At 42.5% G+C, this 13,356-nt stretch carries 14 protein-coding genes and 1 pseudogene; 8 read left to right on the top strand and 7 right to left on the bottom strand.

Annotated elements, in window-relative coordinates:
* The first annotated feature begins 187 nt into the window (after nt 1–187).
* Nucleotides 188–706, top strand: a complete 519-nt coding sequence (locus tag FFM77_RS08580) for a hypothetical protein (RefSeq protein WP_137635360.1) — start codon at nt 188–190, stop codon at nt 704–706.
* 235 nt (nt 707–941) lie between these two features.
* Here FFM77_RS08580 and FFM77_RS08575 read toward each other — a convergent pair whose 3' ends face one another.
* Together FFM77_RS08575 and FFM77_RS08570 are read right to left on the bottom strand one after the other, a co-directional pair.
* Nucleotides 942–1,202, bottom strand: a complete 261-nt coding sequence (locus FFM77_RS08575) for a hypothetical protein (RefSeq protein ID WP_137635359.1) — start codon at nt 1,200–1,202, stop codon at nt 942–944.
* A 252-nt stretch (nt 1,203–1,454) separates the two neighbouring features.
* Complete coding sequence (locus tag FFM77_RS08570) at nt 1,455–2,660, bottom strand: acetate/propionate family kinase (protein ID WP_137635358.1); 1,206 nt, start codon at nt 2,658–2,660, stop codon at nt 1,455–1,457.
* Between the two features lie 202 nt (nt 2,661–2,862).
* Between FFM77_RS08570 and FFM77_RS08565 the strand changes: the two genes are divergently transcribed.
* The 6 genes from FFM77_RS08565 (at nt 2,863) to apf (FFM77_RS08540) (ending at nt 9,374) form a co-directional block, all read left to right on the top strand.
* Nucleotides 2,863–3,225 carry a hypothetical protein gene (locus tag FFM77_RS08565; RefSeq protein ID WP_137635357.1) on the top strand — a complete coding sequence of 121 codons (363 nt, stop codon included), beginning with the start codon at nt 2,863–2,865 and terminating at the stop codon, nt 3,223–3,225.
* Nucleotides 3,226–3,810: 585 nt separating this feature from the next.
* Complete coding sequence (locus tag FFM77_RS08560) at nt 3,811–6,186, top strand: ATP-dependent DNA helicase (protein ID WP_137635356.1); 2,376 nt, start codon at nt 3,811–3,813, stop codon at nt 6,184–6,186.
* A complete protein-coding gene (locus FFM77_RS08555; RefSeq protein ID WP_137635355.1) occupies nt 6,176–6,892 on the top strand; it encodes a hypothetical protein in 717 nt (238 codons plus the stop codon). Before FFM77_RS08560 ends, FFM77_RS08555 begins: the two co-directional genes overlap by 11 nt.
* Nucleotides 6,889–7,806 (top strand): sce7725 family protein, encoded by a 918-nt coding sequence (locus tag FFM77_RS08550; RefSeq protein WP_137635354.1) that lies wholly within the window; start codon nt 6,889–6,891, stop codon nt 7,804–7,806. The genes FFM77_RS08555 and FFM77_RS08550 overlap by 4 nt, the downstream gene beginning before the upstream one ends.
* 176 nt (nt 7,807–7,982) lie before the next feature.
* Nucleotides 7,983–8,354, top strand: coding sequence for a glycine cleavage system H family protein (locus FFM77_RS08545; protein WP_137635353.1), 372 nt, complete (start codon nt 7,983–7,985; stop codon nt 8,352–8,354).
* 435 nt (nt 8,355–8,789) lie between these two features.
* Complete coding sequence (apf, locus tag FFM77_RS08540) at nt 8,790–9,374, top strand: aggregation-promoting factor (RefSeq protein WP_137635352.1); 585 nt, start codon at nt 8,790–8,792, stop codon at nt 9,372–9,374.
* A 179-nt stretch (nt 9,375–9,553) separates the two neighbouring features.
* Here apf (FFM77_RS08540) and FFM77_RS08535 read toward each other — a convergent pair whose 3' ends face one another.
* Nucleotides 9,554–9,811 carry a hypothetical protein gene (locus FFM77_RS08535; RefSeq protein ID WP_137635351.1) on the bottom strand — a complete coding sequence of 86 codons (258 nt, stop codon included), beginning with the start codon at nt 9,809–9,811 and terminating at the stop codon, nt 9,554–9,556.
* Between the two features lie 24 nt (nt 9,812–9,835).
* Nucleotides 9,836–10,549 (bottom strand): hypothetical protein, encoded by a 714-nt coding sequence (locus FFM77_RS08530; protein ID WP_137635350.1) that lies wholly within the window; start codon nt 10,547–10,549, stop codon nt 9,836–9,838.
* Between the two features lie 337 nt (nt 10,550–10,886).
* On the opposite strand from FFM77_RS08530, the pseudogene apf (FFM77_RS08525) reads away from it, so the two are divergent.
* Nucleotides 10,887–11,411 (top strand): annotated as a pseudogene (gene apf, locus FFM77_RS08525) (aggregation-promoting factor).
* A gap of 118 nt (nt 11,412–11,529) precedes the next feature.
* Here apf (FFM77_RS08525) and FFM77_RS08520 read toward each other — a convergent pair.
* From FFM77_RS08520 to FFM77_RS08510, 3 genes are all read right to left on the bottom strand, one after another.
* Nucleotides 11,530–11,856 carry a hypothetical protein gene (locus FFM77_RS08520; protein ID WP_137635349.1) on the bottom strand — a complete coding sequence of 109 codons (327 nt, stop codon included), beginning with the start codon at nt 11,854–11,856 and terminating at the stop codon, nt 11,530–11,532.
* Nucleotides 11,857–12,249: 393 nt separating this feature from the next.
* Complete coding sequence (locus FFM77_RS08515; RefSeq protein ID WP_137635348.1) at nt 12,250–12,453, bottom strand: hypothetical protein; 204 nt, start codon at nt 12,451–12,453, stop codon at nt 12,250–12,252.
* A gap of 103 nt (nt 12,454–12,556) precedes the next feature.
* The gene (locus FFM77_RS08510) at nt 12,557–13,306 is read right to left on the bottom strand and encodes a CPBP family intramembrane glutamic endopeptidase (protein WP_137635347.1); all 750 of its coding nucleotides are present in this window, start codon (nt 13,304–13,306) and stop codon (nt 12,557–12,559) included.
* Between the last annotated feature and the right edge of the window lie 50 nt (nt 13,307–13,356).

Raw genomic sequence — 13,356 nt, 5'->3', positions numbered from 1 at the left:
ATGGCCTTTTTGACTAGTCTGAATAAAGAACTGGTCTAGTAGAGCAGGTGTTGCACTTCAATTTTAAATCGAGGAACAGAAAAATTAATTTAATGTGCTAATAAATATTTAACCTGGCATAACCTTCCCTGTCAGCATATAGTCTTATGCCAATAAAGAGAAGTTTACAATAAAGGAGATAACCAAATTGAAAGCATTTGTAAAAGCCACACCCCAAAATCTGAATACTAACTATCGTACTGTTGCAAAATTAATTTGGGGTATCACACAAGAAGACTTTTGGATCAGCCATAGTGATGGTGATGCGGCGTTTAATAGCCTTTCAAGCTTTGCATTTTCTCTTTTTCTAAGTGACTTTAATAAAGAATGGAATTACGTCAATCCACGCTGGAATACATCTTATGTGCACGTCCACAAGACAAACGACCCAAATATCAGCGCCATTTTCACAGAATTCGATGACGAACTTCCTATTAACCAAAAAGGGTTCTATAACCTAGTCCTCTACATTGCTACCAAACTAGATGGTCTAATTAGCGAAGACAACCGAATAAGTTGGATTAGTACTGAACAGTTCCAAAATAAGCATCGCGATATTATGAATTTACCATTTAATCTGGCACTACAAAAAAGTATCGAAAAAGGCAGGATCGTCCTACCTATTCCCGAACCAAACTATGATCAACTAGATTACGATATTTATTAAGACTCGAATTCTAATCATGAATAAAAAATAGATCAAGAGAAAGAAAACCCACTATGGTATCGTGAAGTCATCACGCTCTTACCATGGGCCTGGCTCTATCCAGTCATGAGCCTCACCTTGCCATTAATCGTTGGCGTCTATCTACTTAATCGGCGCGACTTAGCCTAACTCAAAAAGGACGACCTTAGTTCGGATTAATCCGAATTAAGGTCGTCCTTTTTCAGTTCTGTACTAGTCACAATGATGACAGCACTAAGAATTTGATCAAAGTGAGCACCACTAACGCTAAAGTCCCAATCAAACTGGCTCGATTCAACCAATCTGACGTCCAAGTTACCGGAAACACGATGAACTGACCGTTTAAAACCAGTAAGCTAATAAAGGCTAAGCCAGCTAAGACCCATTTCGCGGTAATCATCAGGCTAACTAACAATAAACCGCCAACTAACAGAGCAAAACCAATCTGTAGTTTAGTGCGTGATTGATTAACTGCCATCGCGACCACCCCTTCTTTTGATACTGCCATTATAAGGGGGGCAACGCGCATGACGGTCGCTGGCGACTTAGTTACTTCAGTGACCGTTTAAGACAACCGCTGTTCAACATTCGTGGCCACTATCGATAAATCTTCAAATAAGACTTGCTACTGACCAGGGGTTAACTTTTCAGCCACGACCTCAGCGCAATAAAAAAGTGAACGCGACCGCTTAACGGGCCTCGTTCATTTTTCTTAATTGCGTTAACTTATTTATTTGATTGGTGCTTTCTTAGTCAAACGCGCCACATCACGAACAATCATTAATTCTTCATTAGTTGGCACAACTAAGACATCAACTGGTGCCCCGTCTTTACTAATCATCCGTTCTTGACCGTGAACATCATTCTTGTCGTCATCAACGGTCACACCGAAGTAACCTAATTGACTAGCGATTTGAGCCCGCATCTCAACGGAGTTTTCACCAACGCCAGCCGTAAAGACTAAAGCGTCTAAGCCGCCCATTTCAGCGACGTAGCTACCGACATATTTAACGACCCGGTTCGCGAAGACATCCAAGGCTAACTTTGCCCGCCGATTGGTAGCTTCCGCAGCGTCCAAGTCCCGCATATCTGGTGAGACGCCAGAAATTCCAAGTAACCCTGACTTATGGTTCAAAATATCAATAAAGTCTTGCACGTCAGAAATCCCAAGATGCCGCATTAAGAACGGAATCAAAGACGCATCGATATCCCCAGAACGGGTACTCATCGTAATCCCGGCTAATGGCGTGAAGCCCATTGATGTATCAATCGCTTCACCATGGTCAAAGGCCGTAATTGACGCCCCCGAACCTAGATGCAAGGTAATTAACTTCAAGTCTTCCAGCTTCTTGCCTAAAATATCCGCAGTTCGATGGGCAACATAACGGTGACTAGTCCCGTGCGCACCGTATTTACGGGCACCAAACTTTTCGTAGTATTCGTAAGGAATACTGTATAAGTAATTGACTTCCGGCATCGTGGCATACAGCGAAGTATCAAAGACCGCCACTTGGACCGTCTTTGGCAACAATTGCTGGAAGACTTCAATATAATAAGCTTGCGTCGGGTTATGTAACGGCGCATATTCGGATAAGTCCTTGATCTGTTTCAAGGTCGTTGGCGTAATCACCACGGAATCTTTGAACTTTTCGCCCCCGGCAACGATCCGGTGACCAACCCCGGTGATTTCACTCAAATGTTCCAGAATGCCATCACTCTTCAAACGGGTCAAAACCATCGCTGCGGCTTCCTGCGCATCAATCGAATCTTTGGTTTCAGAATACTTTTCGCCGCCCGCTTTTTTAATCACGAACTTCGAATTTGGTAAGCCTAAGCGATCGACCATCCCAGATGCGATCACTGTTTCTTCGGGTAAACTGAATAATTTCCATTTTAAAGTTGAACTGCCTGCATTGATTGCTAATACTTTTGCCATGTGTCTTTCCCTCCATATCAACTGTGCTTACTGTAAGTGTAACCAATAATGGATGCGCTTTCAAGGACTGAATGAAAAAGTCGCCGTTTTTCTTGAAAGCGAACTCATTTTCATTAAAAAACAAGGTGAAACGTATGCATATCGTTTCTTTCATCAGTCCAAGTCGCGGTATAATAGAAGTAACGAAAGCGAGGCGGTTATCATGACTAAGAAACGTTTTGAATGGACGTTAAGTAACTTGTTTGCGACCCTCTTATTAATTGTCGGCATCGGCTTACTACTTTGGTTACTGATTACAAGTTTTGGCACTCGTTTGAGTGTCGAAGCGGCGGTAACCGCTGGCGTCTTACTTTTAGCTGGGTTAATTTTCCTTCATCCAACGCCAGTCACTATCTTGGCACCAATGATTGGCATCATCAGTCTCAGTGCTGGTTATGCTACCTACTTCAGCGCCCACTCTTGGTTCAGCGCACTAGTGGCCGTCATCATTATGGTGGCCATCTTAAGCTACGGCTTTAATCTGCGGCAAGCATTACGGCGTCGCCACAGTTCTTGGTCCCATTAATTAAGTGAACTTAACATCCGTGATTTTCAAACAACGTTACAGCTGGTCAGTTGCCAGTTGGACGTTGTTTTTTATTTTGACGAGTTGCTTGCCTAGTCGACTGTAACTAGACAGGCACGCTTGGCGCCAGTTGAAATTGCCGCCTGCCGGTTGGTTCCTAAAACGCTGGAACGCCATGAGTCATTCCGAAGCCAAGCCCGGTCTTCAAAGCTGGCCTTGGCCTAAGTCCGATCAGACCACTCGCACTAAGGCCAACGACACGGCTGAGCATTTTAAAACCAACGGCTCGGCTAAATGTGTGGTCGACAATGAACAGTCATTAATTTCCGTTAATTAACGGCGGGCGGCCCAGAATTGGCTCAGTGGTGTCGTTTATCTTAGTCGTGGGTTTCGACTTAGATAAAGCCCGGCTTTCGAGACCGCCCTTCGGCTCGAAAACGCGGCCACCACGTTCCAGCCGATTCTGGGCCAACCAGAGTGACAACTTAATCCAGACTTTAATCACCTAACTTGCAGACAAACTAGAACGTCTGTTTTATACTTAAAAGGATTTGTTTATTCGACATTAGTAAGGAGGTGGCGGCTTTGCCCACAAAGATTGGGATTCGACAGCTAGTTGAGTTTGTCCTACGTAAAGGGGATTTGAATGAAGTTAAAAATAGTCAAAATACCGCGTTAATGGGCGCTAAGATTCATCGCCAACTGCAAAGCAGCCGCTCCGACGCCTACCAAAGTGAAGTCTACTTAAAAAAGACGGTCACCATGAATGGCACCGACTACGTCATCTCCGGGCGCGCCGATGGCATTCAAACCACTGATGACGGGGTCTTGATTGAAGAAATCAAAACCTCCGATCAGGATTTTGAAGACCTCACCGACAATACCCGTGATTTATACTGGGGACAAGTTAAAGTCTACGGCTACCTCCTGATGCAGGACCAGCCTGATACTGACAAAGTGACTTTGCAACTAACCTATTACCAAGTCTCAACTGAAAAAATCACGAAGACGCAAAAAGTCCTGACGCGCGCCGAAAGTGAGCAATTCTTTCAACAATTAATTACCGAATACGAATATTGGCTCACCTTACGCGCTGATTTACGCAAACGCCGCAACGCGTCGATTGTGGACTTACCGTTTCCCTTTCCAGACTATCGCCGCGGCCAACATGAATTAGCCGTGGCTGTTTACAAGACGATTCGGCTCCAAAAACGTCTTTTCGTAGAAGCCCCCACCGGGACCGGCAAGACCATCTCGACCCTATTTCCAGCCGTTAAAGCCCTCGGTGAAGACTTGGTCGAACGCCTCTTCTACTTGACGGCTAAACAAAGTACCCGCCATGTCGCCGAAGAAGCGGTTACCCTAATGAGCCAGAATGGTCTTAAACTAAAAAGTATCACCTTAACGGCCAAAGACCAGATTCGTTTTCCAGAAGAACAAGATGTCCCACCGGAAGAAAACCCGTTTATGATTGGCTATTATGACCGGTTAAAACCCGCGTTAAAAGATATTTTGACGCATGAAGATCACTTAACTCGCACCGTGATTGAAACGTACGCCCGCAAGCATACCCTCGATCCCTTTGAATTCTCGCTAAATGCATCCTTGTTTTGTGACGTCATTATTTGTGACTATAATTATTTATTTGATCCGTTAGTTTATTTACAACGGTTCTTCAGTGAAGACGATCCGGATAACTTTTTCCTTGTGGATGAGGTCCACAACCTCGTCAGCCGATCCCGTGATATGTATTCGGCAGCCATTAGTGACGCGCCCATCGCTGGATTATTGAAGCTAGCTAAGCCAGATAAGACGCAACCAAGTGATGACTTACAACGTGAACTCAAAAAGGTCCGGCGTAGCTTTACGCGGATCAGTCGCGTCTTAACTGACGACGGCGTCAATGAACAAGTTGGCCCCTTACCACCGGAAAAGTTACTGGCAACCTTACGACAATTTAATGAATTCGTCGGTGACTGGATGCAAAAACAAGAGCCGTCTGACCTGTTGACGGCCGTGCGTGATTACTTTTTTGACTGTTTAACTTTCGTCAAGATTGGCGACCTCTTCGACGGCAGTTATCAGACTCGACTAGTCTTAGATGGCCATCACGTCACCGTTAAAGAATTGTGCTTAGATCCCAGTGACTTTTTAGACCAGTCATTAAGTCGCGGTGCCGGCGCCGTTTTATTTTCAGCGACGCTATCCCCGATGACTTATTACCAAAATGTCTTGGGTGGCACTGACAATAGCCTAGCCTATCAGTTGCCCTCGCCCTTTCCGCCAAAGCATCAAGCGATTCTAGTGACGCAATATGTCCAAACGACCTATCATGAACGCGCCCATAGTGAAGGGGCCATTATTGACAGTCTCACCGCCTTAGTCACCGCTAAACCGGGTAACTACCTCGTCTTTTTACCATCGTATGGCTACCTAACGCAGATTAAAGCCGCCTTTGAGTTAGCTAATCCTGACATTCAGACAACTGCCCAAACTAACGCAATGGACGGCGCCACGCGCCAAGCCTTTTTAGATCAATTTCAAGCTGACGCCACTCAGACGCTAGTTGGCTTTTGTGTCCTCGGCGGTATTTTTTCCGAAGGGATCGACTTACGTGGCGACCGGTTGATCGGTGTGGCTATCGTGAGCGTTGGCTTACCGGGATTAAACGCTGAGACAAACTTAATACGCGATTACTACGACCATACAAACGGTCAAGGCTTCGCTTACGCTTACCAGTTACCAGGGATGAATAACGTTTTACAAGCTGCCGGGCGCTTGATCCGTAGCAGTCATGACGTCGGCATCGTGCTATTACTCGACCAACGATTTGCTAGTCGGCGCTATACGAGTCTATTTCCAGCTCATTGGCAGTATTATCAAACGATCCGTTCCGTTCCGCAACTTAGCGCAACCATCGCGAACTTTTGGCAACAAATGGAGGTCCAACATGAAAACTAAACTAACCCGGCAACTTGAAAGCACCCTTTATCAGTATTGCCTTGAACAAGGCAGTTACGTCGTTGAGGAAGTCTCAATGCCTGATAAGAAGGGCATCGTGGACACATTAAGTTATCAGCAGCTACCCGATGGCCAAATAGAATGGCGCTGCTACGAATTGAAGGTCACTAAATCCGACTTTCACTCCAAAGCAAAATTGTCTTTTATCGGTAACTATAATTATTTTATTTTACCTCAAGCCCTGTACACTGAGGTGGCCGATGAGATTCCCGAACACATCGGAGTCTTAATCTACCGTGCTTTTGACAAGCAGGCAGTGGCGCTGGCAACTGAACCGTTACGGGCGCCGGGCTTCTTAACCGTCGCTAAAAAGGCCCAGCATCAAGACTTGCAAGTTGATGAGGCGGCCCTGACTAGTCATTTTGTGGCGTCATTATTTCGAGAAGTCGATAAAGCAAAACGAGTTAAAAAAGGCTTGCAACTCTATTCTGATGACCAGCTCTATAAGGAGCTCAAAAAACGCGGCCAAGTTGGTTATGACGTTTATGACCCCGATCACAATCTCTACGACCGCTTCGTCGATGAGTTACAACACGATGCCGTAACCGCACTACAGGCCGAACTTGATGCCCGCAACGCTGAATATCAAGCGCTACAACTTAAGTACCAAGCTCTATTAGCACCTAATCTGGAGGACCGCCTATGACCACTTACTATCCTTACTTACGTGGCCGGATGTATGACTTACTGGCGCTAAAGGAATTAGTCCAGCAACACGCGCTAGGCCCAAAGATTATCCCAATCATTGAACCCGTTCGTGATTCAAAGGAATTACAACAGACCGTTGCCGCCTTGATGACCGCCAAACAGCCTTTCAGTGTGATTGCTAACCCGCAAGTCAGTGTTTACGGGCTAAACGATACGAAGTTGTATCCGTTACCTGATCTCAGCCAAGTGCCTTTTTTCCAACCGAGTGCGATTCTCGCAGCCGACTTTAGCCGAGATTTCTTAGCAACGACGCCTGGTCAGACCAGCTTGTTGATTGCCCGTAATTATCCGTTATTAAAAGCCTATCACCAGACGGCGGTCCTACGCCAAGTCGATCGCGTGTTAGTTCCAAATGAAGCCCGTTTGCACGCCTTAGCCGGAAGCAAGGCGGTACCGTTAACAGATCCGATGCCGTTTACCCCTCACGTTGCGGACTATGCTGATTTAACTGATGAGTATTTCGCACCTGCTTACTGGTACGGGCGGTTAACTGACGGCAACGACTTTGGTGACTATTCAATCGTTGGCAGTCATTACTTCGACAAGGGTATGCCTTCACGTGCCATCGCACTACATTTGATTTACGTCACCACAGACGGTAGCTTGCGGGTGCATCACTTTGTCTCGGATAGTAACGAAAGTATGCGTGGCCAAAAACAGAAGTTCTTTGAAGCCCTCACAAAACTAGTTAACTGGGCACCAACACACTTGCAGGGACTCAATGACACGCCAGCTTTACGCACACTACTAGCCTTTGCCGAGCACGACAAATTTCCGGGATTAGGCACGATCAAGAAGTTATCTTTAATGCACCATTTTCAGCTCATGCAGCGCCTATTAACACTAGACTAACCGTTAGTTAATGCCGGGCGGACCAGAGCAGCATTTTAAACCAACTAGCACTAAGCGTAAGCCATCATTGCTTACATCAGTAATACCCAGTCTATATAACCGATAATTTTTGAAGGTAACCTTTTGTAAGCGTTTAAGTGGTATACTAGATTTTTACAGATAGGAGGTGTCAAAACATGGCTTCAGCATTAAAAGTCACTTGGTTATGGTGGAAAAATTATTGGATCGAACGACATACCCCCATCACGACGACTTACGATGGCATTTGGCTACGAACCAAGTCACATGACCGCATTATTCTAGGACTCACCGATCAAGCTAAAGCCGATATTGGCGACATCACAAGTATTAGTTACCCAACGAAAACCACTGAATTACATGCTGGCGATACCCTCATCGAGATAACCAGTAACGAAACTGTCACCACTTTTAAAGTCCCCGTTGGCGGGACTGTCTCCAAATTCAATGATGAGTTAGTCCAATATCCTGAAAAAATTGGTCAAAATAAGCTCGCTGACAACTGGATTGTTGAACTTAAAGGCGATTAATCCTTGAACACATCAATTACTAAAAGTAAGTCTTGTTCCTTTGATGTAATCGATTACATTTCCAGCAATTATCACGATTTTTATGTTTTTTATAAATTCACAAACCACTAAAAACCACCCGACCGGCAATAATTACCGGTCGGGTGGTTTTTTATCGGTCCCGTCATGACGGGGATGAGTTGGTTTGCTCAATTTAATAACCGCGACTAAAACGCCGAAAACTAACTGTTCACAGCATGATTATTCAATCACCTACTGGCAAATATTACAGAATATTACAAGAAACTACTTATGTTACAAAAAGCCAGTTATTTCGTAAAATAACTGCTATTCGTTTGTCACACTAACCAGTTATACTATTCTCAGTTAAACAGCTTAGCAAGCAATTCGGGGGCTAAGCAAAAATTCGGAATAAAAAACAGGAGTGTACAGACTTTGAAAATTAAAAGTGCATTATTATCAACCGTTGCGGCGGCTTCCGGTCTTTTTGCCATTGGGGCAACTGCTAACGCAGCAACTGTGACAGTTAAAGCCGGCGACACCGTTTCAAAGATTGCGCGGACTCATCAAACAACCATTTCTGCCATTGAAAAGGCCAACCACTTAAAGAACGTTAACTTGATTTTTGTTGGTCAAAAGTTATCTGTTAATAGTAAAGCAGCCGTAAGTGCTTCTAGCACCACGACACCCGCAACTAACACGACAACACCAAGTACCACGACCCAAAATCAATCAGCAAACACAACCCAAAATAACCAAGCCCAAGCTTCAACCACGACGACTAGTAACACAAATGGTGCGGACGGTTCAGCTAAAACTTGGATTGCCAACAAAGAATCTGGTGGCTCATACAGTGCCCGTAACGGCCAATATATTGGTAAATATCAATTAAGCGCCGGTTACTTAAACGGTGACTACTCTGCCGCTAACCAAGAACGCGTGGCTAACAACTACGTTAACTCGCGTTATGGCTCATGGTCAGCAGCCAAAGCCCACTGGGAATCAACTGGTTGGTACTAAACTGAATTTAATTTTCGAAAGCATCGCTGCGGCGGTGCTTTTTTGATTGTAACAAAAATGACCAGCCCCTATTCAGAGCTGATCGTCTATTTTAAGGTGCTAACCTTAATAAATAAAAGGTGACGCTGACCTTCAAAACTCATTACAAGTCGTGTCACCATAGTTACGTCATTTTCAATTTAGAGATGCCACGCAATTCGTAGTCGTTCGCTTAAAGAAAGCTTCCGTTCGCTAACATGCGCAATTGGCGTTCCCTTTGAACGTACTGCCGCCCATAATTCAGCATCAACTTCCGCTGGTGATTTTGAGCTATTACGATATCGCGCCTCCAATGGCTTGGTCAGTTCTGCAATTCGGGCTAACTCTGCTTCGGTATATTGACGTTTAGTCTTCACATTCACTGGTGTTCGCATTGTCTCTTCTTTATGTTCAATCATGACCTCAAACCCTCCATTCAGGAATCAGGTAAACTTATGCTTGAGAAATTTAACCCCTTTTAAATCAATCACATTATCAAGCTGTTCAAAGATCACCTGATACTTTGGAATCGACCAAAAGCCATTTAGAATAACGGCCATCTGATCACTTACTAATGACCACTTAATCATGCGTTTAGACATCGTCATGTATAATCCTAACCGATTTAACTTTGTCAATAAGCCATCGTAATCAAAATCCAATTGTTCAAATCGATCACTAACTACTTTATTGACTAATTGCTGACTATACTTTGTAGCTATTTGACTAAGCATATCATCTGTCACTCGTTTGTCTACCATAGTGTCCACATTTGCCAAATCTTTAATCATCATGACAGCCGTTTCTTTTGAAAACGCCTCTAGTTGTTGTCCTAAATTGAAAACAGTCACTTCATTATGATGGTCATTTAACGAATCCAGACCTCCCTGGTAAAGATGATCATAATAATAGCTGAGTAACAACTGGTAATCGCCATCACTTAAAACCTGATCAAATTCATGATTAAAGTAAGCAATTTTATTTGCTACCTGTCCTTCAAAATAATCTAACAACAAATTAGTCCGATCAAATGACCGACTACTCAGATGGTCACGATACAATAGCAACGCAACAACCAATGATAATAAGTAGAAAATAGCTTTAAAAGGCTGCCAAGTACCATTGCCTGCCAACATCGAAAAACTAGTCCAATTCATCCGCCACCACACTCCTAAAGTAACCCTAGTTTAACAACCGAATGTGTGTTCTTAGTGATTAAGCTGTCAATTTTACGTAAACCTTTCAACATACTAACTTTACAATTAAGATGAAAATTTGCTGAAAATGTTACAAAGTATTACGAAAACGGCGGTTTATTACAGTTTGCAGCTAAAAATGTAACGCCCCATTGACTTCATTGCAACACTGGGTCGGTATACTAGTTACTATTGTTTGGTTAGCGCGTTTCAACCAATGCTAGCCAAAGTCGAGCGGACTTGAGCGTTTGAGTCCCATTTGGAAACCCACTGCAACTTATAGGAGTGAATTAATTTTATGAATATCAAGAAGATCGTTTTATCAACTATCGCCGCTTTTAGCTTATTTGCCGTTTCTGCTACTGCAGCTAACGCATCAACCGTCACCGTTAAATCTGGTGACACCGTTGCAAAAATTGCGAGTGCTAACCACACGAGCGTGGCCGCTATCAAGCAAGCTAACAGCCTTTAAAACGTTAACATGATCTACGTTGGTGACAAACTTGAAGTTGGTGGGACCACCACTAATACAACCGCGGCTAAGACGACCAAGAAAGCCGCAACCACAACTAGCGCTACTACGACAACAACGACTAATACCAATGACAGTTCAGCTAAAGCTTGGATTGCCAACAAAGAATCCGGTGGGTCATACACTGCTGCTAACGGTAACTACTATGGTAAATACCAATTAACCAAGTCCTTATTAGGTAGCGACTTATCCGCAGCTAACCAAGAAAAAGTTGCGAATAACTACGTTGCGTCTCGTTATGGGTCATGGGACAAAGCTAAAGCCTTCTGGTTGGCTAATGGCTGGTACTAAAACCAAGCTCAATTTAAATTAAAATGACTAAAGCACCAGTTATCAACAAGCTAACTTGTTGATAACTGGTGCTTTTTCGATACTCATGACTTTTCCACAAGTTAATAACGACTAACAGCTACTGGTTATGCACATGGGGATAACTTAACCAGCTTAGGCTTCCTAATAACAGCACTTGCATGATTAAGAGCGGCCAATTTTCATCACCTAAAATAAGGTAACTCGTCATAATCACCATCATCCCGATTGTGACGATAAAGGTTAGCCATCCCGTTCGCTTAAAGATCGGTATCCAGATTAATATTGGAAAGATGAACCAGTAGACAGCCATCAACAACAGCAATCTTCTAGTTATATCTGGCACCGTATCCGCCGCAAACATGATTGTGACGTAAAGGCAAAAGAGCAGCGCTATACTCGAAATAATGATTTTTATAATTCTCATCGTCAACCTTAATTAAATTTAATTTGTAAGATGGTCTATTAAGCCACTACTTTTTTAAAATTATCAACTAATCTATTTGGTGCTTACTTATGCCATAATCATTTTGTCAATAACAATATTTAAAACATAAACTTGCCAAAGGAAATATTGACTTTAGGACTCTAAAATGCGTAACACACTTCATAACCAGATTAACAACCAACTATTAATGTACTATTGAAAGTATACTGAAACTATATTTTCTTGACGTAACAGGCAATAGAATTTTAGTTTTAAAAAGGCTTGAGTACATTCATTAGATAATTTTTGTGGCTATACCACGACTAGTTGATACTCTGAATCAAGTTAACTAGCACAGACAAGATATACCTGACGACACAACAACATGTAGTATTACATTAATCCATTGATTAATAACGTCATTCCTGCAAAAAAAATGATTATTCCAAAAATAAGCCCACTCCATAATCCATAGCCAATAAAAACTGAAGTTCCATGGTTACCATTATGTTTCGTATTAAGAAAAGCCTGTTTAACTGCATATACCTGCCAAACACTCAAAAAGATTAAAATAATACCAGCTAAATCAACAACCATACCTTACTACCCCTTTCTTGACCATCCTAAATTCACCAGATTATAAAAACAATCGATGGTTTCTCTAAGTTCCCTATGCTATACGGTTAGAATGAACGGTTTACTAAACACGCCTTCTTAAAGAAAATCGATGCACCTGCAAGAAAACTATTAGACAAGTCAATAACGCCAACCCAATTACGACTAAATACATTAGTTGCACTTGCGAACTACTAAAAGTTGTTATCGACGTATTATTAGTGTTCACCACAAGATCAGGGAAATCATCTAAAAAATGTAAAATAATCGTGATGAGAAGATTATGCGTCCTTAAATAGATACCACCCCATAACATTCCACTTGCAAACACCAAAACTATTTGTAGCAAAACCATGTTAACCGATGTATGTGCTAAATTTACAAGATGAATCAGACCAAACATTAAACTACTAAACATGATTGTAAGAAATGGCCGACCACCTGTACAAACCATTCCCAATGGTATTAATAATCCTCTGAAAATAACTTCTTCCGCCATCGCAATCATTATTACTGTTAGCAATATTCCAAAGGTGATCTTACTTATTGAAATGTTTAACCAGCTACTCAGCTTTGTTACTAATAGTAAAACAATAGCCGGTAACGACAATATCAATTGTCTTAAAAAATTGTTAGTGGAAAAGAAACTAATTCGTATATGCCAAAATATTTTATTCAAGAAGAATCCTAATATCACAATGATACTATCACTTAATAATTGCATGAACTGTACTGGAACCAAGGTTATAAATAAATTTGGTACCAACATCAGTATTAATAGAACCATAAAATAAAGAATTATTATTCCCCAAAAGCTTTTTTTTTTCGTTAACATAGTATTATTGTCCTTTATCTTTACTATCTAAAACTTTTAATTAACTTTCT

Source organism: Lactiplantibacillus songbeiensis (genome assembly GCF_005405125.1).
GTDB classification, from domain to species: domain Bacteria; phylum Bacillota; class Bacilli; order Lactobacillales; family Lactobacillaceae; genus Lactiplantibacillus; species Lactiplantibacillus songbeiensis.
This window is presented reverse-complemented; position numbering and strand designations above follow the sequence as displayed.